Origin of the sequence: Leptolyngbya sp. FACHB-321 (assembly GCF_014695975.1) — a bacterium.
GTDB lineage: Bacteria > Cyanobacteriota > Cyanobacteriia > Leptolyngbyales > Leptolyngbyaceae > Stenomitos.
The window spans coordinates 260,851-281,114 of the sequence record NZ_JACJPI010000058.1; the positions used below are offsets into that span (position 1 = coordinate 260,851).

Consider the following 20,264-nt stretch of genomic DNA (forward strand, 5'->3'; position numbering starts at 1 on the left):
TGTTGGTGAAAAGGTAAGCCGTGAAACCTAGGCACACGTGTCGTTACTTTGCTCAAGCTCTAGGAATAATTAGGCGGCTACAAACATAAAAAAATCAGAATAAGAAGAAACAGCATAATGAATCGACGCTAACGTAGACTCAAGGTAGTGCAAGCAATGAGGCACACTGACCGAAGCGGCTCTGCCATTCCTTGTCTAACCGCTTATTAACGCGATCGTACGGAATTTTTTATGACAAGCCAACAGATAGTTCCAGCCCCAAGCGCCTTGGATAATGAACCAGCGAACCAGAATGCTGAGAATGCCGCCGCAAATATTGTGGACGTAATTGAAACAGTCATTGACAGCCTGGATAGTGACAACACAGCCATGGTGAGTGAGACTGATGGCGGCTATGTCTGGAAATTTAAATACGGTACGGTTGAAGTCTTTGTGCAGCTTACCGGGCTATCAAATGAGGATACGATCAGTGCATGGGCAGCCGTTTTGAAGCTGCCAGCCAGGGATGAGGCTAAACTGACTCGCAAACTGCTTGAGTTAAATTGGTCAGGTACGCTAGAAGCACGTTTTGCCATTCTGGATAATGAAATTGTGGTGCTTTCAACACGATCGCTCGCTGATCTCTCTCCTGGTGAAATTTCGCGCGCCATTACCCTGGTAGCGACGATCGCCGATGACCAGGACGAGCCGCTACAGGCTGAGTTTGGTGGTAGCTAGGTCTTAAAGGAGTTCTTACCGCTCCTCCCTTCACCCCTTACTACTTCAGTCCCTTATCCCTAAATTTCTTCATGCAGACCTGGCGTTTGATCCCCTTGCTGGAAGCGCCAGGAAGCATTCAAATGGCGTTAGATTCTTGGTTGCTGACACAGCATCTTCAGGAGCAACACCCGCCAACGCTACGCTTCTACACTTGGAAGCCTGCGACAATTTCATTAGGCTACCATCAGCATCAATGGTCAGCAGGCTGGCAGCAGTTGCGTTGGCAAGACGTGCCGCTAGAGGTAGTACGCCGACCAACTGGAGGACGAGCCGTGCTGCATCAAGGCGATTTAACTTATGCCGTAGTAACATCCGGTTTAGCTGCTGGTCGCTTACAGGCATACAAGACTATTTGTGAGTTTTTGATTCAAGGATGGCGATCGCTCGGCGTACCCCTGCGATATGGGCAGGCAGGACGCAGTTATGCACGTCAAGCTAACTGCTTTGGCACAGCAACAGGTGCTGATTTGGTGTTAGTAGATGGTTCTAAACTCATTGGCAGTGCTCAACTGCGTCGCGGCTCAGGGGTATTGCAGCACGGCTCGATGCCATTGCTTACTGATGCTGCCTTATTCCAACAGGTCTTTGAAGGAACATCAACTTTGCCCACACTGCCACTAACGTTACCCAAAGAAGCAATCATCGAAACAGTAATGACAGCACTGATTGCAGCGGCGAGTGAATGCTTTGCTGCTAATCTGCAAGTGCAACCGTTATCTGACAGCGAGTGGGAAGCAGTATTAAGCCATAGTGGAGAATGGAAAGTAAAGAGCGAGGCGTAGAAGATCGTCAGCACCTCTTCACTTCCTCCCCTCTTTACCCCTTTACCTCTTCACTTCCTTACCCACTACTTCTGCCCAGCTTCAGCGGCAGCCTGAGCGATCGCGCCCAGTTGAAAGCCCGGTGGGTAAACCCCTTCTTCTTTAATTTGCTTGATAAGTGCGTCTGAAAGCGGAATGTTCATCTTTTTAGTCAAGGCACGTACTACATCACCACGATCGATAATGCCAGCGACTGCATCCGCCGGAGAAAGTACGGTGATCCGCTTAAGTTCTTGCGACTCCAGAAGTTGAATCACGTCAACCAACGACGTAACTTCCCGAACCGTTGGAATGGTGGTCAGTGGTTTAACAATGCGGTGAAGGGTCTGCGTTTCCCATTCGCTGCGTTCAACCATTTGTAAGTCATTAGCACTAACCATGCCCCGGTAGCGCCCATCGGATGCAGCAAAGTAGACTGTTGGGCGATCGGTTTCAAGCAAGTAGGCATCAGCAAACTGGCGCAAACTCATATCGGCATCCACCACTCGAAAGTCGCGGGTCATCGCCTCGCCTGCATTAATTTGCAGCAGGGTTTCCTGAAGGTCGGTCATGCGATCGTAACTAGTCGCATTACGGATACCAAACCAGCCCAGAAAGGCAATCCATAACCCACTAAAATCGCCTCTCACAAAGCTGGATGCGCCCCACAAAACTGCCAGCCAGCCCAGAATTTTTCCGGTTCGGGCTGCCCAGTGAATGCCTTTAAAGCGGCTGCCTGTAATCTTCCAAATGGCTGCTTTCAATACTTGTCCACCATCCAACGGCAAGCCAGGAATCAAGTTAAACAGCGCCAGAATGAGGTTTGTCAACGCCAAATTGACTGCCAGCACGTTAATTGCATTGGTTGGATCAGGAATCGCGTAAGCCACAGCACCCAGTAACAGCGCCAGTACCAAACTTACGGCGGGACCCGCGATCGCTACCTGAAAAGCTTTCCCTGGTGTTTTTGATTCTTGCTCGATCGACGCAATACCGCCAAACAAAAATAGCGTGATAGAGCTGACCTTAATGCCTTGTGCTTTAGCTACCAGGCTATGCCCTAACTCATGCAATACAACTGAGCTAAACAGCAGCAACGCCATGACAACACCCATGCTATAAGCAAGAGCAGCGCCCCACTGCGGGAAGTTGGCTTGCCATAGCAGCCCTCTGGGAATAGCGATTAAAACCAGCACGCCAAGCCAAGATGGATCAATGAATAGTGGAATGTCAAACAGTGAACCGACCCGCCAACCTGACCGCATAACAAACCTCTAGTTGCAACATGAGAATAAAGCACTGAGAAACAATTGCTGATTGACACGATGCAGGGTCGCAATCGGCATGATCAATCAGGCGTTTGTTCTTCAGGCAATGCGCTACTCTCTCCTTCTAGAGTAGAGGATGTACCTGTTAGACAGTCTCTTTCCTTAGCACGGTTAACCGAACGCGCTCGCAGTAATAACGCGTGATCAAGCCGTTTCCTAAGTAACGTCAATCCAACTTTTGGTGCTGAGGTTGGGTACACCGCTTACAGTAGGTTGGGTGCCACAGCGCGTTAAGGACATTTCAAAGAAACCAGTCTCGTTCTAACTCTTCAATGATCTGCAAGCCGCGAGGATCGCCGACTTTAAGCAAGGCAGCTTTGGCATCTTCTCGTACGCCCAGTTCACCATCTTCGGCAAACACTTCCAAAAGCGCGTCGATCGCCGTGCCATAGACAACGTTAGACGGTAACTCACGGCAAAGCTGCCCGATTGCCCAGGCACAATTACTCCGCACCGCTGCGATCGGGTCTTGGCGCATCGACTCAATGAGTGACGGTATGGACGCTACAACACACTCGTAGCCTACGTCTGCCATCTGTGCTAGCGAGCTGGCTGCCCACAGCCGCACTGCCGAAATATCGGTTTTAAGCGCCTCAATTAAGGTTGGCAGCGCACGACGATCGCGGCAGTTGCCCAGTGCCCAGACAACACCCTTGCGCACATAGCCATTCCAATCCTCGTTAAAGCGAGCAATCAACGGTTCCACTGCAGCCCGACTGGGGTTGCGACCCAGCGCATAAGCGGCGCTGACACGAACCAGTGGGCAAGGCTCGGTCAATAACCGAATGAGATGCGGCACGGCGCGAGTGTCTTGAAGTTCACAAAAAGCCCTTGCTGCCAGCATGCGCTGATTGGTGTCAGCCGCTTCAAGTAGTCGCAGCATTTCCTCCGGGTCAGGCTTTGGCTCCTCCGACCCAGAATCAATAGGCTCCATGTGATCCAGAGGACTCTCTAGATCACCCTCAATATCAAGGACGCTCAGATCATCGTCATCATACATATCTGTAACTTTACCGTACCAAGTGCCCTTCGCCGAGAGTCACCGACCAATTTTGCTGCTTGGCTTCAATCGCTCCTCTGCGTTTAACCCAGTGAACGGACTGGTTAAACCGCTTGTCTTTTGACAGCAAGGGTATAAAAGGCTCCATGGCAAAAGGATAAAGGATAAATAGAAGCCCTTGCTCAGAGGAAGTTGCAAGGTTGAGGTCTGTCCTAATATTCCCTTCGACTGCCACATCACGATTGCATAAGAATGGCGATCGCACGCTCTAAGGAGATTTCTGAGAAAGAATGTACCGCTTGTAGAAGGCAGGTTTTGCCAGAAGCTTTGCTGATAACCGATCACGTTGGTATCAAACCTGCCCCTACGGGTCTTTTGTTTGCTAGAAATCTGCTAAGTCCCTGGAAACACCTGCACCGATCCGCCAGTTATGGAGAGCCGGACAGCTGTACCAATTGGGAGGTTTACGCTTACAGGTGTACGGGCGTAAAGCGTTTGACCACTAGGCGTTACAAGCCAGTAACGGTACTCACGTCCCAGAAATTGACGATCGCGAATTACCAGCTCACTTGTCTCATCGGCTGTCAACAGCAAGGCTTCCTGACGCAACATGACAGTGGCGTGATTGGAAGTTGGGCGATCGTCCTGAACGCCATTGCCCTGAACGCCATCACCTGGAAACCAGCCAATCTCAGTTTGCCAACCGTCTTTTTGCCAGTGAGCGGGTAGAAAATTTGCCTGCGTGACAAACTCGGCAACAAATTGGGATTTGGGCGCTTGATACAGTGCTTCTGGCGTGTCGATCTGTTCCAATGTGCCCTGGCGCATGACTGCCACACGATCGCAAATAGAGAGCGCCTCTTCTTGATCGTGGGTAACAAAAATGGCGGTAGTCTGACTGGTTTTAAGAATGTCGTGAATCTCCTGACGCAGCCGCAGCCGCACCTGTACATCTAAATTGCTCAAGGGTTCGTCGAGCAAGACCAGAGCTGGTTGGGGAGCTAACGCACGTGCCAGGGCAACGCGCTGCTGCTGACCACCTGATAGCTGATGGGGATAGCGCTTTTCTAGTCCAGTCAAGCCAACCAGGGCGATCGCCTCTGCGGTTAATGCCTGTCTTTGCTTTGCCGAAAAGCGCTTCTGACGCGGTTGCTGCAACCCGAACGCAACATTTTTTGCCACTGTAAGATGGGGGAACAGCGCATAGTCTTGAAACACCATACCCACATCGCGGCGCTCCGGTGGTTGCCAAATACCCTCACCTGCAACCCGTTGCCCTGCCAGATCAATCGTTCCAGACTGCGGACGCTCAAACCCAGCAATCAGTCGCAAGAGAGTCGTTTTACCGCAACCCGACGCACCAAGCAGCCCTAACAAATCGCCTTGCTTGAGCGTTAACGAAACCTGCTTGACGGCCGGAAGGGACGCATTTGGAAACTGCTGCGACAGGTGATCGAGGTGCAGAATAGCATCAGACATCTAGTTGAAATTTATAAGCAATAGTCTCACCCTATAGTAAGGTGATCGTTGGTATCTTCCGCTATTGTTCTACTCGGTTTTCTGTATGCGATCGCCGCTGTCTCAGTCATCCACTAACCGCTTTTCGCTGCCCCATTGGGATGGCTGGACTGTTAGCACTCTATTGATAGCATTCCTGTTATCGCTGCCGCTTTGGGTCGTGTTAAGCAGCACCTTTGTTGATGCGCGATCGATCTGGCAGCATTTAGCAACTACCGTTCTAGGCACTTATGTCGGCAATTCTCTAGGGTTAATGCTAGGAGTGGGCATGGGTACTGCCTTTATCGGGGTCGGCACTGCCTGGTTGGTGACGCTCTGTTACTTTCCAGGACGACGCTTGTTTGAGTCGGCGCTGCTGCTCCCCCTTGCTGCTCCTGCCTATATCCTGGCGTACACCTATACAGAACTACTGGAATATTACGGACCAATCCAAACTCAGTTGCGGCAGTGGTTTGGTTGGGAGACAGTGCAGGATTACTGGTTTCCTAATGTGCGATCGCTGCCAGGGGCGATCGTGATGCTGACGTTAGTTCTATATCCCTATGTGTATTTGTTAGCGCGATCGGCGTTTCTCACCCAATCCAGTAGCCTGCTGGAAGCTAGCCGCAATCTGGGTTGCAATCCCTGGCGCAGCTTTAGGACGGTCGCCTTACCATTGGCGCGTCCGGCGATCGTGGCAGGTTTATCGCTGGCATTGATGGAAACGCTTAATGACTTTGGCACGGTTGAGTTTTTCTCAGTGCCCACGTTTACCACTGGCATTTATCGCACCTGGTTTAACATGGGCGAACGGTTGGCAGCATCGCAGCTAGCAGCGTTACTCCTGCTCTTTATTTTTGGCTTGATTGCGCTGGAACGGCTCTCGCGTCAGCAGCAGCGCTATTTTCAAAATGCGAGGCAGGGACGAACGGTGCCTCGCTATGTGCTCTCTAGGTGGCACAGTCTGCTGGCGATCGTAGCCTGCGTGCTGCCCATTCTTCTGGGCTTTCTGGTGCCTGCGGGGGTGCTGGTACAGTTGATGGGATTCGGCAACAGTACAGCAGAAGTAGACTCGCGTGCCGATGCTGACTTTCCCAGTGCAGCGGGTTCCAGTGAGGCAATTGTACAGAATACGAGCAACAGCTTTTGGGAGTTTGCTCGCCATAGTCTGCTGCTGTCACTGCTGACGGCGGCGATCGCCGTACTGCTAGCTATCATCCTTGCCTATGGGCAACGGCTGCGTCCTGCCAACCGCTGGGCAACTCAAGTTGCTACTTTGGGCTATGCAGTGCCCGGAGCCGTGATCGCAGTTGGCATTTTAGTACCGTTGGGTCAGTTTGATAATACGGTAGATGCCTGGAGCCGTAGCACGTTTGGCGTTTCGACCGGACTGCTGTTAAGCGGAACGATCGCGGCGCTAGTGTTTGCCTATCTAGTACGCTTTTTGGCTGTGGGGTTTGGCGCAGTAGAATCGAGCCTGGAGCGTGTGAAGCCGAGCCTTGATGATGCCGCACGCTGTCTGGGCTGTGGCACTGTCAGCACCTTACAGAAAATACATTTGCCGCTGGTGCGCGGTGGCTTGCTCACTGGTTTAATTTTGGTGTTCGTTGATGTGATGAAAGAATTGCCAGCGACGTTGATTGTGCGTCCCTTCAACTTTGATACGCTGGCGATTCGTGTTTACAATCTGGCATCAGACGAGCGGTTAGCAGAAGCCGCCGCTCCAGCCCTAGCGATCGTGGTCGTCGGCTTGTTGCCCGTAGTGTTGCTCAGTTGGCAAATGGTACAGGGCGATCAGCATTGATGATGCCGATCGTCCCTGACACTCATCGCTATGCCCAGCCAGCCCGGTCCATCAATTGCAGTGCTACACGGTTCTTTTCGCCGAAAATACTTGCGTTTAGCTTATCTTCCTTAAAACTTCCAAAACTGGTCAAGACTGCATCTTTCGTTACGCCTCGCCGCACGGGATATTCATAATTGCTCCCTGCAAAAATCTGCTGTGCCTCGGGGCTTGCCAGATATTCCAGATACTGGATGGCTGCGTCTCGGTTGGGTGCATTCTTTGCAATGCCGCCACCGCTAATATTGACATGGGTACCACGATCGCGCTGGTTAGGGAAAAGCACCCCTACTTTGCTGGCAATCTCACGATCTTCTGCCTTGCTTGACTTGGCAAGCCGTGCCAGGTAATACGTATTAGCAAGTGTTAGATCGCCAATGCCTGCTGCCACCGCTTTAATTTGCGACGTATCATTGCCCTCAGGCTTACGGGCAAAGTTTGCCACGACTCCTTTTGTCCATGCCTCTGCTTTTGCTTCGCCTAAGGCTGCCATGATGGAGCCAACAAGCGATTGGTTATACACATTGCCGGACGAGCGCACTAGCACCTTGCCGCGCCATTTTGCCTCTGCCAAGTCCTCGTAACGGGTAATCTCGGTGGGTCTAACTCGTGCTTTGTTGTAAACAATGACACGGGCGCGCTTTGTAAAGCCAAACCAGTACCCATCTGGGTCTCGCAAGTTTGCAGCAACGTTGGTGTAGAGAGCACTACCAGTGGGAACCTTTTGCAGCAGGTCTTCCTGCCGGATGCGCCACAGATTGCCTGCATCAACCGTAATAATGACATCGGCAGGGCTGTTTGCCCCCTCACTCTTGACACGCTCAATTAATTTATCTGCTGGCGCTTCGACGAGATTCACCTTAATGCCAGTCTTTTTAAAGAAGCCTTCGTAAACTTGATTGTCAGCATCATAATGCCGTGCTGAGTAGAGATTAAGGACTTTACCGCTTTGTGCAACGCCACTCATTGAGTTCCAGGCTTGGTGAGCCGCAACCGCTGTGATTGCAGCACCAGAAGCCAAGAACGTCCGTCTTTTCATGCTCATCGTAGATCCTCAACTGGTCAGAAAAATGATTGATTTAAGCAGCAAGTACTCAATAGAGCGCGAAACTATTGAGATTAAATGTCAGCAGTTCGCATCATAGCGAAAGCAGTGCTTAAACTCAAGCGATGCGATCGAAAACGGGTGGCCGTGCCAGAAGAGAGTGATCGCCCCTACCATTCCCATCTCTAGGGAGTATCTATCCAGAACAGAGCCTTTTTACGTGGCTTACACCTAATTTGACTGACCGCAACGAACTCAGATGTCAAGGATATTGCAACAATTATTTACATTATGTTATATTCCGTTACATAAGATTAATTGCGAGGTACAGCATCATGGTTCGTGGACAAGTGATTGAAGAAGGCGGACGCGCGAATGTATATGCCGTAGAACCCAAAATGTATGCTGACGACACACAGCAATTTGGGTTTAACGAGCACGCTGAGATGCTGAACGGACGGTTAGCCATGATTGGGCTCGTCTCGCTTTTAGTGCTAGAAGTTGCCACCGGGCATGGCGTGATTGGCTGGCTGACAGGTTTATAAAAATTCTTAATCGGCAGGTTAAACAAATTGGTTATCGAGCAAACGCTCAATAGAGGAAACTACAAGATGAAAACTGACTTCGACATTACAAACAATCTTTCGCTTAAACCCGTTGTCTTTAGACCGGATTTCAATAGCCAAGCTGAAGTTATTAGCACCAATCAAGCTTGGTCACTCTTCTTCACCGCTGGTAACGAAGATAAAGCCCTTGGGTTCAATGCTGAAGCCGGTCAATTTTTCACAAACCTGCTGCTGGCTGTTGGTGTAGCTGGGGTACTCTGGGCATTTTTGTTTGGCAACGTCCTATAAATCTTGAAACATCCTTGGCGCTGTTAAAATTGCTTTGTTAAAGTCTCGGCTAGGCTTCCTACCGGGACTTTTTGATGTTTGATGACCTTTGCCACTTACATACGCTACTGAAGCACTCCTTTATCCTTTCCTACACCTAAGGCTGCGGCTAGCCCCTTTAAAGTGACGCTCTATGCCCCTTTCTCCCGCCCTGATTACGCTTGCTCGCTCTATGGCAGGCGAATTTGATAACCGCGAACAGGCGATCGGTGATCCTGCCTGGTACGTTCATCTACGCATGTGGCAGCGTCCCGTGCCGCTCTTTCGCGAGGACAGCTTGACGCTCTTTGCCGAGCAAGCGAATGTGCTGTATCCAGAGCAGGCATACCGTCAGCGCTTAATACGACTCAGGCAAGTTGATGATGCCGAAGCGCCACTGCAAGCACATTACTATGCGTTTAAAAACCCAACAGCTGCGATCGGCGCAGGGCTGAAACCAAAGTTTTTGAACGCAATCACGTTGGAGCAACTCGACTATTTACCTGGCTGTATCCTCAAAATTACACAGCAGGATGCAGAGAGCTTTATAGCTCAACCTCTGCCCGGTTCACAGTGTCTCTTCTCTTATCAGGGTAAACAGTCTCAGGTACAGCTTGGGTTTGCGGTACGCGCCCAGACGTTTGAGAGTTATGACAAGGGCATTGATGTTGAAACGCAGAAAGCAACGTGGGGAGCAGTTTTGGGTCCGTATCGCTACACAAAACGACGTGATTTTGGCGCGGAGTGGGCGATCGAAAACGTCTAAGCAGCTTTAAGCGTTATGAGCAAAGCGGTTGCTGAGTGACGATGTTGATCGGGCGGTAGCTGTTACCCCAGAAGCCCTAGAGGGGCAGTTCCTAAAGAGCAAAATTTTGTGCTGAATAACGATCCAACTAGCGCTGGCAACTAGAGGCGTGAGTCTAACGATCGCCATTTTGATCAGTTCTTCAATAGCGCTGCCGCCATCAAGCGATGTGGGACAATGGTAGCTGGGTTTACCACTCCATCCAACGTTAAGACCAGTCATGTCCGACTCTCAAGCTATTAGTGCCGCTGTTGCCAAGCTCTATAATACCTATCCCTTTCCGCCCGAGCCATTGTTGGATGAACCGCCTCCGGGCTATAACTGGCGCTGGAATTGGCTGTCAGCTTACAACTTTTGTACGGGGCAAAAGCCCGCCCATCAAACAGCGCGGATTTTGGATGCGGGCTGTGGGACGGGTGTAGGAACCGAATATCTGGTGCATCTTAACCCAGAAGCCAGTGTAGTGGGCATTGACCTGAGCGCTGGAGCGCTAGCGGTGGCAAAAGAGCGTTGTCACAAGTCGAAGGCAACGCGGGTGGAGTTTCATCACCTCAGTTTGTTTGATGCCGAACAACTGCCCGGAGAGTTTAATCTCATTAACTGTGTGGGAGTGCTGCATCACACGCCTGACCCTATTCGCGGCATTCAGGCATTGGCAAAAAAGCTGGCACCAGGGGGCTTGCTGCACATTTTTGTGTACGGCGAATTGGGACGATGGGAAATTAAGTTGATGCAAGAGGCGATCGCGCTGTTGCAGGGAGATAAACGGGGTGATTATGCGGATGGCGTTTCAGTAGGGCGACAATTATTTGCGGCGTTGCCTGAGGATAACCGACTCCGCAAACGGGAACAGGAACGCTGGTCTTGGGAAAATCAGCGCGATGGCTACTTTGCTGATATGTACGTGCATCCGCAGGAGATTGATTACAACATCCAGACGGTCTTTGAGTTAATTGATGCCTCTGGGTTGGAGTTTGTTGGCTTTTCCAATCCGCAGGTTTGGGCTCTGGAACGATTGCTGGCGAACGCACCGGCACTTATGCAGCGATCGCACGGGTTGAGCGATCGCGAGCGTTATCGCCTGATTGAGCTACTCGATCCACAGGCAATTACTCACTACGAATTCTTTTTGGCGCGTGCTCCTTTGCCCCGGCAGGACTGGTCAATAGACGCAGAGCTACTGGCAGCGAAACCAGAACCCAGCCCTTGTATTCAGGGTTGGCGCGAGAGTCGGCAATTTTTTAATTACGATTATCAGGTAGTTGACCTGGCTGACGCAGAGTGGAAGTTCTTGCGTGCCTGTGATGGCAACCAAACGCAGCAAAAAACGGTTGAGGAACTGTTGCCGTTGAGCGGAGCCAGGCTAGAAGATGTGCGATCGCTACAGCGGCAACAAATCATCCTCTTGACGCCATCTGCCTAATAGTTAGAGATCTATCAGCATCAGCATCAGCTTGTCACTCTACTCGCGCGATTATCTGTTTCGTTGGGTACGCCCGACGACTTGTTTTGCTTAAGCAATGCTTTGAAGGCGTGTGACTGAGCGCGATCACCAATTTTCTCAATTCTGTCAATAACAATCTGGCAGTAGCTTCTCTTGAGCTTTCTTACTGCCATAAATTTTGTCAAGTACAGTTTATACAAAACTGCATAGATTGCTTATTGGTTGATAGTAATAGTCTTTGCCCTTGATTTTTATGCTGAACTAGCATTGTTAAGATTTGAAAATAACCAACAAAGACGAAGTAACCAGGGTTACAAGCGCCTTGTATATAATGTCACGATTTTTTGGTTAATACAATTTTTCTGATGTGAAACCATAGGTATTAAACATTAAATTTAAGCGAGTTGCCTAAGGGTTTTTCTAACAATGTAAAACCGCTTTATCTACACCCTGAAGGCAGTTGGGAAATACTAAAGAAGAAAAGCCACTCTTAATTTGGTTTTTGATTATGAGTGGAGAGTGGCTAGAAATAGTATCGAAAATAATACAAATCGAATAAGGCATCTCTAAATATTTTTTAATAAAAAAGCCTGATTGGCTATTGTATAAAAAACCTTGTAAGGGCTTTGAGTAAAGGGAGTAAGGTTGTGGCTCAGCTTAGAGCGCGCTTTTAGTATCTTTTTCTTTGACAATCATGATCCTTGATCAAGCTACATGAGAAAAGGCTCGCTTTAGGTGCAGTTTGCACTACCGTAAAGTTTAGATTTTAAACTTTTTAGTCCAAGTCAGATTCTTGACAAGCATGATAATTGGCTTGAAAAAGATTAAGACAAAACTCCCTACCTTCTCTATTAAGTTCTTCCGCAGCCTTAATTAATCAATATTCAGGAGATTGAAAACGATGGTGCAAGATGCCTTTTCTAAGGTTGTTGCTCAGTTTGATGCGCGGGGAGAATACCTGCCTGCCTCTCAGTTGGATGCTCTACTGGGTTTAGTAAGAGATGGCAATAAACGGGTTGATGTTGTTAACCGGATTTCTAGCAATGCCTCTGCTATTGTTGCCAACGCCGCTCGTTCCTTATTTGCTGAACAACCTCAACTGATTGCACCTGGAGGCAATGCTTATACAAGCCGCCGTGCTGCTGCCTGTGTACGAGATTTGGACATCATCCTACGCTATGTGACCTACGCCATTTTTACCGGTGATGCCAGTATTCTGGAAGACCGTGCCTTGAATGGTTTACGGGAAACCTATCTAGCTTTAGGCACTCCGGGGGCTTCTGTGGCAGTTGGCATTCAAAAGTTGAAAGAAGCATCGATCGCGCTTGCAGATGACCCAAATGGCATTACCAAAGGTGACTGTAGCGCCATTATTTCAGAAGTTGCATCCTATTTCGATCGCGCAGCAGCGGCAGTTGGTTAAACCCTCTTTGCTGATGCCACTGGGATAAAGACATTAACGAACAATCAGGTTCCCGAGACGGATGACCTACCTGCAAGTAGGTTACTCAGTCCATCGTTTGTAAAAGAAATTAGGAGATCATAAAGTCAATGAGTAAGACTCCGTTAACTGAAGCAGTTGCTGCTGCTGATTCACAAGGTCGCTATCTGGGTAGCACCGAGATCCAGGTGGCATTTGGTCGCTTCCGGCAGGCAACTGTCAGCTTAGAAGCCGCAAAGGCACTCTCTCAAAAGGCACCAAGTTTGGCGGAAGCGGCGGCGGCGGCTGTGTATCAGAAGTTTCCCTACACTACTCAGTTGGATGGTCCGAACTATGCGTCTAGCTCGACTGGCAAAGCAAAGTGTGTACGGGATATTGGCTACTACCTGCGGATTGTTACCTACGCTCTAGTGGTGGGCGGCACAGGACCGATCGATGATTATTTGATTAGCGGACTGGCTGAAATCAACCGCACCTTTGAGCTATCGCCCAGTTGGTATCTCGAAGCACTTAAATACATCAAGGCAAATCATGGCTTAAGTGGAGATGGAGCCGTTGAGGCTAATTCGTACCTTGACTACATCATCAATGCGCTTAGCTAAGTAGCTAGATGTCCCGAAACTAAGAATACTTCTAGGAGGGAGTAGGTGAAGTCTCTATTCAGGGGCACCCCAAGCTCCCTTCCTGCAACTCATTATTGCTTTTGCACTTCGCTATTAGCAAGGGCACTAATGGTTGGGCTGTAGGGACTAATCGTTTTATTATGCTCATCTACTGACTATGGATTTTTCGGTTTTTGCGCGGTTGTGGCAAGAACTTGATCTTGTGCGAGCCACTGCCAAGTTATGGTAGAAAGCCCACTATCCTGTTGCAAAAACTTAATGCTAAAGCTTGCAACCGTAAGACGTTGCAAATGCGTCGAGCTTTTGCGTAGTAAGCCTGAAGCGTTATTTACTCATAACCAGAAGCGGTGCTTGATCGACTTTATTGGTCGAGTTACCAACGCTGTTATGGTAATAGCGGTTCACTGACTACGCAAATGCTTTCCTATTTTAAGTTTTTGACTGATGGGAATAACAACGATCGAGCATTGATATAGCTTGGCTCATGCTCTTCAACCTCTTAATAGGTGTAATACGATCGACAGCATAATCCTGCTTCAAACCTGAACACCGTCAGATGGTTGAGCTATAGACGCTGCCAAGTCACGATAGCGGCGTGGATCGCCTTCTGCTAACACAAGTTTCTCTTGCTTTTTGCGATCGTACAGTTTCTCTAAAATAGTCTGCCAATCTGTTGCCGACAGGGGTGAAGGCTTCGCTACAACCGCTGGTGTAGGCGTTGCTTCCGTTTGGAGGTGCTGCTGTGCCATCCAGATGCGCGCCCGCACTGCCCAGTTTTCATCGTTGGCGGCAATTTGCTCAAGGTGCGACTGAATGCGCGATCGCCAATCTGGATGCGTTGCGGCAATCGCCCTTGCCAAAGCTTGTAAACCCATGATGGCAGCATAGCGCACCACCCATTCTTCATCCTGTTGTGCGACAAAAAGCAAGGCTTCCAGTGCTTCTTCTTGAGCGATTTCTAGAAGATCATCTGGGAACCAGTGCCACTTCATCATCCCCAGTCCCCTGGCTGCTGCCCGTCGCACGCTGGGCGAAAAATCAGCCGTCGCCACTCCTAGCAAGGTGACTAAGCCTCTCGGATCGCCAATGCCTGCCAGAGCACGAATAGCCCAGGCTCTAGCGGTGTAATTATGAAGATCCAGTTGCTCCAAAAGAGCCGGTATAGAGGGTTCGCCTAGTTGAATTAACCCATCTACTGCTGCTACTGCCGCCCCTGGATTGTTATAGCTCAGAGCAGCGATCAGCGTCGGAATGGCTCCTTCTAAACGGGCTGCTGCCAGCTCTTGGACGGCGGCTAACAAACGATAAGAAGAATCTGCGTCTTCTACAGCCTGAATCAAGGTAGAAAGGTGATCAGTCATGACGGAGAAAAGGAGCCATAAAGTCTGCTGATTTTATTCTCGCTCTTTCTGCAAGACATTGCTGCTTCTAGCAATAAAAGCACTGGAGTTAGGTGCCGCTCTTGGTGCTGTAACGCTAACGTCATTTTGGCGTTGCTGAAGCTTAGAATGAGGGCAAAGCATTTTGCCTCACAGCAACGTCGTCTGCTAAGAGCATCGGCTACAGTAATTCGTCCATTAAGGTCATGACTTTCATTGCGCCATCGGTCAAGTGAGGCGGCGTAGTGTGCTGGAGTTGTTTTTCCAATAAGCCCTTGAGGGCAATCAGCTTCAGACTGTTTTCTGCCGGGGTTTGTGCGATCGCATCGGCAGCAGGTAAATACCCGATCGCTCCCAAATCGGTCAGGACGGTGCGGCGGAGTTGCAATTCCTTGTTAGAGAGAGCTTGCACCAAGCGATCGCCATACTGCTGGGCTTCAGGACTAGGCGTGAGTTGATACATGGCTCGTGCAGCAGCATACTGAATCCGAGGAACATCATGCTCTAAAAAGGGCAGGATGTCAGGAATCGCCGCAGTTGCGCCCAACGCGCCTAATGCCTCTAGAATGGCTTCAAATGGTTGAGTTAGCTGAGGCGGTTCTGGTGCAGGCAATGTTCCGGGCACTTGGTTGTTAAGCAACTCAATCAAGCGGGGCAGGCACGATGCATCACCTAACGCCTCTAACGCCTGTGCTGCTGCTTCCCGCACATAGAAATCAGAACATTCTAAAGCTCGCACTAGCGCTGGGACGGCTCGACGATCGCCCAGTTTACCCAATGCCCTCGCTGCATTGCGCCGTAGCGGATAGCCACCAACCGTCGTCCGATCGTCCTCATCATCCAAAGCGGCGATTAACACGGCAATGGCTTCTGGGTCGTTGACCCGAAACCGACCAATCCACCATGCGGCATAGACTCGCAAGCCCAAGTCTTCGCCTTGCAGGTTAGCGATCGCTTGTTCCACAGTCAGTGAACTATCACTTTTTATGACAGACTCGTCATCCATATCGATCGAAACGAAAGGTCGGCGAAAGAGCGTCTTGGTAAGCTCACTTTAAAAAAGCAATGCCCGGAATGATGAACAACCTTAAGCGGCTGCTATGCATCTCTCCGGGCAGAAGCATTAGAGACTAGCTCAACGCATTGATGGCGTAGTCAATGTAGGAGTTTGCTTCAACAGCAGGATCACCACTCAAACCGTGGTTAGCTTTGATGTACTTCAACGCTTCGATATACCAGCTAGGAGACAGATCAAAGGTGCGGTTGATTTCAGCAACACCAGCAATCAAATAGTCATCCATGGGACCTGTACCACCTACAACTAGGCAGTAGGTAACCATGCGAAGGTAGTAACCGATGTCACGCACGCACTTGTCCTTACCACGTTGGTCAGACGCGTAGTTAGGACCCTGCATTTGGGTGGTGTAGGGAAACTTGCTGTATACCGCATTAGCAGCGCCAGAAGACAACGAGGAGGCTTTCGAGGTCAACGCTTTAGCAGCTTCTAGACCGGCAGAAGCCTGACGGAAACGACCAAACGCGCTTTGAAGTTCGGTGGAGCTAAGAAAGCGTCCTTGAGAATCAGCAGCAGCGACTGCTTCGGTTAAAGGGGTCTTCATCGTCAAATAATCTCCAAAATAGGCTTGTCTTGCGGGTGCCTCTGATGATGATCGCGCTCAGAGGCTAATCGAAAAAAGGCTGTGTACTTGACTAAGAGACGGCAGCAGCAGCCTTGTCAAAGTAGCTACTAACTTCACTCATCAGGCTGGAGCAATCGCCTTTGGTCACGCCATTTTGGTCACCTGCGATCGCCAGTGCAGCATCCTTCATCTTGTGCACACCAGCTGCAACGGAACCACCGGGAACGCCTAGCGCTTGGTAGGTTTCGCGCAAGCCATTGAGGCAACGATCTTCGAGAATGCTGGCATCACCCGAAAAGATTGAATAGGTAATGTAGCGGAGGATAATTTCCATGTCGCGCAAGCAAGCTGCCATACGACGGTTGGTGTAAGCGTTGCCACCGGGTGCAATCAGACCAGGCTGTTCTTCAAACAGTGAACGAGCCGCGTTAGCAACGATTGCAGACGAATTGCTGGTAATGCGGTTCACGGTGTCCATGCGCTTGTTGCCATCTGCGACCATAGCGCTGAGGGCATCCAACTGCGAAGCGCTGAGGTAGTCGCCTCGTGCGTCAGCTTGGGAAACCACTTTTGCAAATGCGTCCAACATAAACTTCAATCTCCTAATGGGTTTAGTCGAGGATGGCTCAGGTCACAACCAGACCAAATTAAGCTTAGAAGTCAATCTGCCTGAGCAGAAAGAAACAAGCAAACTCAGTGGATGGAGACCGACGAAATGTTTCTTGCTCTTCCAAAAAAGAAGCGGGAGAAAAGTTACATTTCTTAAACGATCGAGAAATTTAACTCATCTGGACGCTTGTATAAACCGCATCCGTTTTCTAGTAACTTTCTCAACCTCTATGTTTATACTATGCCGTTGGATCGTTGTTTGTTAAAAATTGTGAAAGGCTAGACCGCAATTGGGATGGGCAGCTTCGCTGAAAAAAGAGTAACTGTGGCACTTACACAACAAAATGCACCCTACTCCCTAACTGTAACGACAATAACCATTTGCATGCCGTTCTCAAGTCGGCGCAAAGTTTAAGAAAGGTAAAGAAGATGAGAAGGCCAAGCGTGTTCACTCTGACCCTAGAGGCTGCACTCCTTAAAAATGAACTTAGCGTTGCTGTTGTCGGTGCTTGGCTAGATTGCTTGGATCAGACTGCTTCCAACAAAAAGTGGGGTATGACAACGCCATACCCCACTTCCTTGCAGACGGGACTTCTAGATCAGTTTTAGTTCTGGGAAAGGTTCTCTAACGTAAGGCTAGCAAGGCTTCTCGTTCCTCTGCTGATAGTTGGGTGAGCAAGGCTTTAGCTTTGCCAACATCATCTGGCTTGAGCAAATGCAGCAGGGTTTCGATCGTATTCGTTCCTTCCCGGTCTACGGCGTTTGCTGTAACCGCATTATGCGCCTCAGGGCGGCGGCAAACGCCATTTCTGCACAGCAAGCCAAGCTGTCGCCAATACATTGTGGGTATGGAGTGCCCGCGTTGACCAAAGTGTTCTTCGTTGAGGAATTTTGATTCCAGAAAGACTTCGGGCGATCGATAACAGGTTTGTTCGCGCGGATAGGGCACAGTGAAGCAGCCAAAAGCTTTGCGGTATTCTTCTGAATCCAGTATGGCTGTAACGAAGCCACCACAGCCTTGCTTGAGCAAAATCTCGTTGTAAGCCTTCATTTCCTGGTGATCTGCGATCGCACGTCCTAGAAAATGCTTGAAACAGACCTCCATAAACTTGACATTGGAGAGCTTGTCGTAATACTGGTTGCGATAAATGTCAGTGCAGGCAAACTGTTTTAAGAAGCGGCGCACACCAATTTTGTCTGTTAGAAAATCTTTTTCCAGTGCTGCAACGCTTTGCCGCTCTGCCATGTAGAGTTGTCGTTCCAAAACTTGGCGATAGATTTGCGTCAGTGCAAATTGACGTTCTTCAAGGGAAGACCGTCGGCTGACAGTCACTGGTGTAAAGTCGTGCATAGAAAATTCCTCTAACCTTAAAAATTGCAGATGTGTCTCGGCGAATGACACCAACCGAGTACTAGCAGTGGCTTCATCTGTATGGGAGAGAGGTGCTTTAACCTCTTGGGGCAATGTCAACCCATGACGCTCTATGGTAAGAGAGTGCCCGTTGTCCAGAACTCGATCGCACTGGCAGGCAAATTCTTAACAAAGCGTGATTTCTGCTCGCACGGGTATCTTGAAGATGCAGTCTGGTGCACCATCAGAGGAAGGGCTAAAAATTTCAGCCTTTAGCCTTTTAACCTTGGACTTTGTCTTTTGAGAGCATATCGATCGCGTCTCCTAGTGCTGTCGTCAAGCCCTGACGCGTTTGAGCATGATTCTTTTGTTCGGTTTGGAGCGCTTGAGTCAACTGATCGCGCATGATTAAAGACTCAAGCAGCTTGTCCTGAAGTTCAGCAACCGTTTGCAGTTTTTCGACTTCGGCTCGAATCGTCGTTGAGTCTGCTGCCTCTGCAGTTGCGATGGACGCCATGCCCTTTAATTGCTGGATCTCTTGCTTCAACTCGGCGATCGTTTGACGTGCCAAACTTGCCTCCGTCCGACGCTGCTGCGCTTCGGTTTCATACAACCGCTGCCAGTTCGCCGCACTGCTATACGCCTGTTCGCGATCCTGCTGGGCATCTACCAACTGCTGCCGCAACGTCTTGATCTCAGTCAACCACTGGCTTACGTCATGGGTCATCAGCAATGGCTCCTTGGGCGATGCTAGAGAGTTTAACGGACTGGAAGGGGAATTTCTATAGCGAGGGATGAGGGATGAGGAGATTGAGGAGCAGAGGGGCTGGGGAAGTTTTGAGGTTTAAGTTTTTAGCAATTAGCCTTTAGCTTTCAGCGATCAGCCTTTTGCCTTTTGTCTTCAGCCTCACTCCCTAATTTCTCATATGCATTCTCCACCAAATATTTGCCGCGCAAAAAGCCTGTATTTGCTCCAGGGCAAATGATTTGTAGCGTTTCTGGCGTGAATTGTTCCACTAGCTTTTGGACGTTTTGCAATTGTCTGCGCCAGTGGAAAGTTTTGGGCGTTTTGAGGGGCAGCAGGTTGCCTTGAGGGTTGGGCAACAGATGCCGACCTGAGAAAAGGACACCACCAAACTGGCTGTAATACAGGCAGGCAGAACCGGGAGAATGCCCTGATGTCCAGATTGCACGGGTTTGAGGCGTTAGCGTCAACGTTTGCTCAAAGGGTGTGACGGTCAAGCCTGGAAGAAGGTAGGCTTCTTGCTCCTGAATGACGATAGGGCAGCCAAAAGCTTGCTGAATTTCGTGGGCTTTGCCAATGCCGCCACGATGGGTGAGGAAGAGCCATTCTACGCCGCCTTGTGCCTCTAAAAAGGTACGGTTGGCATGATCCCAGGCAGGACAGTCCACGAGAATGTTGACTGCTTCTACAATAAGATAAGCAGTTCCTCCTAAGGTGTCTCGATTAGGGGGGAAGGCGAAGATGGATGGGCGATCGCCCTGAGGCCGGTGCAGCAGCAAGCGGGGTTGCTTGGCTACAGTGGAGCTTTGGCTGATAGGGCTTTGGTCGATCGCGGGTTGTGGGGGCAAGAGGGGTGCAGAATCGCTCGGTTGGTTTGATGGCACTGTTGATTTAATGACACTGTTGGTTAGAGGGCACTGTAAGGTGCAAAGTTAAAAAGAAACTGTCTGGCGCAGGCTACTTTAGGAGGGGGTACTTAGACAAGCACCTTGTCGCATTCTGGATATGTTCGCATTTGTGCCACTTGGCTTTTAAACTAGGTGAGTTCTGGATGCTAGCTGTGATGGAGTGAATGTGTCGTTA

The 20,264-nt window shown here is 49.8% G+C and carries 21 protein-coding genes; 9 read left to right on the forward strand and 12 right to left on the reverse strand.

The features are described 5' to 3' along the window. The first annotated feature begins 267 nt into the window (after positions 1–267). Both H6F76_RS11965 and H6F76_RS11970 read left to right on the forward strand, forming a co-directional pair. The gene (locus H6F76_RS11965) at positions 268–717 is read left to right on the forward strand and encodes a YbjN domain-containing protein (RefSeq protein WP_242036620.1); all 450 of its coding nucleotides are present in this window, start codon (positions 268–270) and stop codon (positions 715–717) included. Between the two features lie 122 nt (positions 718–839). Continuing rightward, positions 840–1,541 carry a biotin/lipoate A/B protein ligase family protein gene (locus tag H6F76_RS11970; RefSeq protein WP_242036621.1) on the forward strand — a complete coding sequence of 234 codons (702 nt, stop codon included), beginning with the start codon at positions 840–842 and terminating at the stop codon, positions 1,539–1,541. A 65-nt stretch (positions 1,542–1,606) separates the two neighbouring features. Here H6F76_RS11970 and H6F76_RS11975 read toward each other — a convergent pair whose 3' ends face one another. The 3 genes from H6F76_RS11975 to H6F76_RS11990 form a co-directional block, all read right to left on the reverse strand. Further along, positions 1,607–2,824 (reverse strand): site-2 protease family protein, encoded by a 1,218-nt coding sequence (locus H6F76_RS11975; RefSeq protein WP_190508436.1) that lies wholly within the window; start codon positions 2,822–2,824, stop codon positions 1,607–1,609. A gap of 304 nt (positions 2,825–3,128) precedes the next feature. Further along, the gene (locus H6F76_RS11980; protein ID WP_190508438.1) at positions 3,129–3,887 is read right to left on the reverse strand and encodes a HEAT repeat domain-containing protein; all 759 of its coding nucleotides are present in this window, start codon (positions 3,885–3,887) and stop codon (positions 3,129–3,131) included. Between the two features lie 393 nt (positions 3,888–4,280). After that, positions 4,281–5,366 (reverse strand): ABC transporter ATP-binding protein, encoded by a 1,086-nt coding sequence (locus H6F76_RS11990; RefSeq protein WP_190508442.1) that lies wholly within the window; start codon positions 5,364–5,366, stop codon positions 4,281–4,283. An 85-nt stretch (positions 5,367–5,451) separates the two neighbouring features. On the opposite strand from H6F76_RS11990, the gene H6F76_RS11995 reads away from it, so the two are divergent. Then, the gene (locus H6F76_RS11995; RefSeq protein WP_190508968.1) at positions 5,452–7,188 is read left to right on the forward strand and encodes an iron ABC transporter permease; all 1,737 of its coding nucleotides are present in this window, start codon (positions 5,452–5,454) and stop codon (positions 7,186–7,188) included. 28 nt (positions 7,189–7,216) lie between these two features. Here the strand turns inward: H6F76_RS11995 and H6F76_RS12000 are convergent, their stop codons facing one another. Further along, entirely contained in the window at positions 7,217–8,272 is a 1,056-nt protein-coding gene (locus H6F76_RS12000) for a Fe(3+) ABC transporter substrate-binding protein (protein ID WP_190455009.1), read from the reverse strand. A 335-nt stretch (positions 8,273–8,607) separates the two neighbouring features. Between H6F76_RS12000 and H6F76_RS12005 the strand changes: the two genes are divergently transcribed. From H6F76_RS12005 to H6F76_RS12015, 3 genes are all read left to right on the forward strand, one after another. After that, positions 8,608–8,817, forward strand: a complete 210-nt coding sequence (locus H6F76_RS12005; RefSeq protein WP_190508444.1) for a chlorophyll a/b-binding protein — start codon at positions 8,608–8,610, stop codon at positions 8,815–8,817. Positions 8,818–8,883: 66 nt separating this feature from the next. Continuing rightward, positions 8,884–9,126, forward strand: coding sequence for a hypothetical protein (locus tag H6F76_RS12010; RefSeq protein ID WP_190455016.1), 243 nt, complete (start codon positions 8,884–8,886; stop codon positions 9,124–9,126). 172 nt (positions 9,127–9,298) lie between these two features. Continuing rightward, the gene (locus H6F76_RS12015; RefSeq protein WP_190508446.1) at positions 9,299–9,910 is read left to right on the forward strand and encodes a chromophore lyase CpcT/CpeT; all 612 of its coding nucleotides are present in this window, start codon (positions 9,299–9,301) and stop codon (positions 9,908–9,910) included. 6 nt (positions 9,911–9,916) lie between these two features. Here the strand turns inward: H6F76_RS12015 and H6F76_RS12020 are convergent, their stop codons facing one another. Continuing rightward, the gene (locus H6F76_RS12020; RefSeq protein ID WP_190508449.1) at positions 9,917–10,171 is read right to left on the reverse strand and encodes a hypothetical protein; all 255 of its coding nucleotides are present in this window, start codon (positions 10,169–10,171) and stop codon (positions 9,917–9,919) included. On the opposite strand from H6F76_RS12020, the gene H6F76_RS12025 reads away from it, so the two are divergent. From H6F76_RS12025 to cpcA (H6F76_RS12035), 3 genes are all read left to right on the forward strand, one after another. Then, positions 10,170–11,372, forward strand: a complete 1,203-nt coding sequence (locus H6F76_RS12025) for a class I SAM-dependent methyltransferase (RefSeq protein ID WP_190508450.1) — start codon at positions 10,170–10,172, stop codon at positions 11,370–11,372. The two genes, H6F76_RS12020 and H6F76_RS12025, sit on opposite strands and share 2 nt — an antisense overlap. 922 nt (positions 11,373–12,294) lie before the next feature. Beyond that, positions 12,295–12,816 (forward strand): phycocyanin subunit beta, encoded by a 522-nt coding sequence (locus H6F76_RS12030; protein WP_190455031.1) that lies wholly within the window; start codon positions 12,295–12,297, stop codon positions 12,814–12,816. 128 nt (positions 12,817–12,944) lie between these two features. Continuing rightward, a complete protein-coding gene (gene cpcA, locus H6F76_RS12035; RefSeq protein ID WP_190508453.1) occupies positions 12,945–13,436 on the forward strand; it encodes a phycocyanin subunit alpha in 492 nt (163 codons plus the stop codon). Positions 13,437–13,993: 557 nt separating this feature from the next. On the opposite strand, the gene H6F76_RS12040 is transcribed toward cpcA (H6F76_RS12035), so the two are convergent. The 7 genes from H6F76_RS12040 to H6F76_RS12070 form a co-directional block, all read right to left on the reverse strand. Beyond that, positions 13,994–14,818, reverse strand: a complete 825-nt coding sequence (locus tag H6F76_RS12040) for a HEAT repeat domain-containing protein (protein WP_190455036.1) — start codon at positions 14,816–14,818, stop codon at positions 13,994–13,996. A gap of 199 nt (positions 14,819–15,017) precedes the next feature. Then, a complete protein-coding gene (locus tag H6F76_RS12045) occupies positions 15,018–15,842 on the reverse strand; it encodes a HEAT repeat domain-containing protein (protein WP_190508455.1) in 825 nt (274 codons plus the stop codon). Positions 15,843–15,966: 124 nt separating this feature from the next. Then, positions 15,967–16,455 carry a phycocyanin subunit alpha gene (gene cpcA / locus H6F76_RS12050; RefSeq protein ID WP_190508457.1) on the reverse strand — a complete coding sequence of 163 codons (489 nt, stop codon included), beginning with the start codon at positions 16,453–16,455 and terminating at the stop codon, positions 15,967–15,969. 91 nt (positions 16,456–16,546) lie between these two features. Further along, positions 16,547–17,065, reverse strand: coding sequence for a phycocyanin subunit beta (locus H6F76_RS12055; RefSeq protein WP_190455048.1), 519 nt, complete (start codon positions 17,063–17,065; stop codon positions 16,547–16,549). A gap of 645 nt (positions 17,066–17,710) precedes the next feature. Further along, positions 17,711–18,436: a phycobilisome rod-core linker polypeptide gene (locus tag H6F76_RS12060; RefSeq protein WP_190455051.1), complete on the reverse strand. Its 726-nt coding sequence runs from the start codon at positions 18,434–18,436 to the stop codon at positions 17,711–17,713. A gap of 280 nt (positions 18,437–18,716) precedes the next feature. Continuing rightward, positions 18,717–19,163, reverse strand: a complete 447-nt coding sequence (locus H6F76_RS12065; RefSeq protein WP_190508459.1) for a hypothetical protein — start codon at positions 19,161–19,163, stop codon at positions 18,717–18,719. Positions 19,164–19,309: 146 nt separating this feature from the next. Beyond that, complete coding sequence (locus H6F76_RS12070) at positions 19,310–19,960, reverse strand: MBL fold metallo-hydrolase (RefSeq protein ID WP_190508970.1); 651 nt, start codon at positions 19,958–19,960, stop codon at positions 19,310–19,312. Positions 19,961–20,264: the final 304 nt, after the last annotated feature.

Bases quoted from the DNA above. Each gene is read 5' to 3' on its own strand.
- H6F76_RS12030 (WP_190455031.1), top strand. From the start codon at position 12,295: ATGGTGCAAGATGCCTTTTCTAAGGTTGTTGCTCAGTTTGATGCGCGG.
- H6F76_RS12005 (WP_190508444.1), top strand. From the start codon at position 8,608: ATGGTTCGTGGACAAGTGATTGAAGAAGGCGGACGCGCGAATGTATAT.
- cpcA (WP_190508457.1), bottom strand. From the start codon at position 16,455: ATGAAGACCCCTTTAACCGAAGCAGTCGCTGCTGCTGATTCTCAAGGA.
- H6F76_RS11970 (WP_242036621.1), top strand. From the start codon at position 840: ATGGCGTTAGATTCTTGGTTGCTGACACAGCATCTTCAGGAGCAACAC.
- H6F76_RS12060 (WP_190455051.1), bottom strand. From the start codon at position 18,436: ATGCACGACTTTACACCAGTGACTGTCAGCCGACGGTCTTCCCTTGAA.
- H6F76_RS12010 (WP_190455016.1), top strand. From the start codon at position 8,884: ATGAAAACTGACTTCGACATTACAAACAATCTTTCGCTTAAACCCGTT.
- cpcA (WP_190508453.1), top strand. From the start codon at position 12,945: ATGAGTAAGACTCCGTTAACTGAAGCAGTTGCTGCTGCTGATTCACAA.
- H6F76_RS11995 (WP_190508968.1), top strand. From the start codon at position 5,452: ATGCGATCGCCGCTGTCTCAGTCATCCACTAACCGCTTTTCGCTGCCC.
- H6F76_RS12025 (WP_190508450.1), top strand. From the start codon at position 10,170: ATGTCCGACTCTCAAGCTATTAGTGCCGCTGTTGCCAAGCTCTATAAT.
- H6F76_RS12045 (WP_190508455.1), bottom strand. From the start codon at position 15,842: ATGGATGACGAGTCTGTCATAAAAAGTGATAGTTCACTGACTGTGGAA.
- H6F76_RS12015 (WP_190508446.1), top strand. From the start codon at position 9,299: ATGCCCCTTTCTCCCGCCCTGATTACGCTTGCTCGCTCTATGGCAGGC.
- H6F76_RS12020 (WP_190508449.1), bottom strand. From the start codon at position 10,171: ATGACTGGTCTTAACGTTGGATGGAGTGGTAAACCCAGCTACCATTGT.
- H6F76_RS11990 (WP_190508442.1), bottom strand. From the start codon at position 5,366: ATGTCTGATGCTATTCTGCACCTCGATCACCTGTCGCAGCAGTTTCCA.
- H6F76_RS12055 (WP_190455048.1), bottom strand. From the start codon at position 17,065: ATGTTGGACGCATTTGCAAAAGTGGTTTCCCAAGCTGACGCACGAGGC.
- H6F76_RS11975 (WP_190508436.1), bottom strand. From the start codon at position 2,824: ATGCGGTCAGGTTGGCGGGTCGGTTCACTGTTTGACATTCCACTATTC.
- H6F76_RS12065 (WP_190508459.1), bottom strand. From the start codon at position 19,163: ATGACCCATGACGTAAGCCAGTGGTTGACTGAGATCAAGACGTTGCGG.
- H6F76_RS12000 (WP_190455009.1), bottom strand. From the start codon at position 8,272: ATGAGCATGAAAAGACGGACGTTCTTGGCTTCTGGTGCTGCAATCACA.
- H6F76_RS11980 (WP_190508438.1), bottom strand. From the start codon at position 3,887: ATGTATGATGACGATGATCTGAGCGTCCTTGATATTGAGGGTGATCTA.
- H6F76_RS12040 (WP_190455036.1), bottom strand. From the start codon at position 14,818: ATGACTGATCACCTTTCTACCTTGATTCAGGCTGTAGAAGACGCAGAT.